The organism is Endozoicomonas sp. ONNA2, from assembly GCF_024606365.1.
Taxonomy (GTDB): Bacteria; Pseudomonadota; Gammaproteobacteria; order Pseudomonadales; family Endozoicomonadaceae; genus Endozoicomonas.
Window position 1 is genome coordinate 1 of record NZ_JAHHPO010000532.1, and the last position, 1407, is coordinate 1407.

Sequence of the window (1407 nt, forward strand, 5' to 3'; positions counted from 1 at the left end):
GCAGGAGTTAGAGCAACGCAGGAGCAGTTGCCGCGTAGGGCAGTCTATTCTCGGATAGCCTCCCAGACTGTTCGATTGGTACTTTCTACAAATACAAACAACCTCAGGGGTTCAAAGGACGAAGTCCTGAAGAACGTGGAAGCTATGGAAGAAATGGTGGTCCACCAAAGTTCTCTGTCGGAAGCAGGCTTCAAACTGCCTCATGCGGCTGTCATTAAGAGTGGTGGTCGTGAGCGATGAGGAAAAGTCAGGCTAGACCTGGCATGTGTGGTACAGAGAGATGAGTAAACCCAAACCACTGTTGCAGCGTCGTAAAAGGGTTTTTTGACATCAAAACCGGAGGCCTCAAGAACTTCCGGGATAAATATGCAAGTGAACTCCGAATGTTGTGCAGGTGGTGTCAGGCGTAGAGCTGGCATGAATCTGTACTGAGTTCTTCTATGGAACTGCCCGAACCAGTCGCGTGGATGCCAAGTGAGACTCTCAAGTGGCTAAAGCCACAAGGGATTGAGTACCGATGCCATGCACTGGGACAGTGCTGCTCGTAAGATTCACGGCGGTAATCGGTAGACAATGCAGGAGCATATTGTCGAGTAGTGACGAAGCCTCTGTAATGAAGGTGGAGCAAAGGGGCAGCGTCGGGTGGTTTTCAATAAGGATCAACGGAATTATTGGTATCTTGCCTGGATGCCTATTTTATGGTGTAGCCAGCAACCTGATAGACCGGTGGAATTCTTAGAGAAAACAGAGTTATTTTCATATGGCCTGAATTCAGGACCAACAAGTTCATTAAAAATGACAGGAATCATTAACACAAAAAATATTTTGTGGGAGCATTAAACCCCTTCCGATAACATGCATTGGGTCGAACTCACTCAAGCTCTTATTTTTCCCAAAAACCATGCAAACTGCGCAGATCATAGTAACTAACGAAAACGGCCTGCATATTCGGCCTGGCGCTGTAATAGTCAAAGCCAGCAAGGCGTTTAATAGTACGGTCACCGTTGAGAATAACGGACACAAGGCCAATACCAAAAGCCTGATGAAATTGATGTCAGTTGGTATCGCCAAAAACGACGTAATCACTTTGGCCATTGAAGGGGACGATGAGGTAGCAGCAATGGAAAAGCTGAAAGTCATTATCAGCAGCCTCTTGGAGTAGACATTAAGCGCCTGCGACCTGTTTCGGGATGCTAAAGACGGAACCGAAAAGAACACGAAGAAAAAGAAAATCCTTCATCGCCCTCTTTGCCGTAAAAAAATATTTCTTGAAAACCGCTGATCGTACGTCATAAATCTGCTGCCAGAATAAACGTCGATAGTCTTTTGTTATGAAGATAAAACTGATGTGTAAAAATACCATTCAGTTCCAAAAAGGCATTGGCATCATGCAATTTCTTGCTAATT

2 protein-coding genes are annotated in these 1407 nt (G+C 45.4%); both read left to right on the forward strand.

What is annotated here, in order from left to right; all coding sequences use genetic code 11:
* Positions 1-240: hypothetical protein (locus KDK14_RS09390; protein WP_257264838.1), on the forward strand; the 240-nt coding region annotated here is incomplete at its 5' end.
* Positions 241-901: 661 nt separating this feature from the next.
* Positions 902-1162 carry an HPr family phosphocarrier protein gene (locus KDK14_RS09395; RefSeq protein WP_257264839.1) on the forward strand — a complete coding sequence of 87 codons (261 nt, stop codon included), beginning with the start codon at positions 902-904 and terminating at the stop codon, positions 1160-1162.
* The last annotated feature ends 245 nt before the right edge of the window (positions 1163-1407 follow it).

Bases quoted from the DNA above. Each gene is read 5' to 3' on its own strand.
- KDK14_RS09395 (WP_257264839.1), top strand. From the start codon at position 902: ATGCAAACTGCGCAGATCATAGTAACTAACGAAAACGGCCTGCATATT.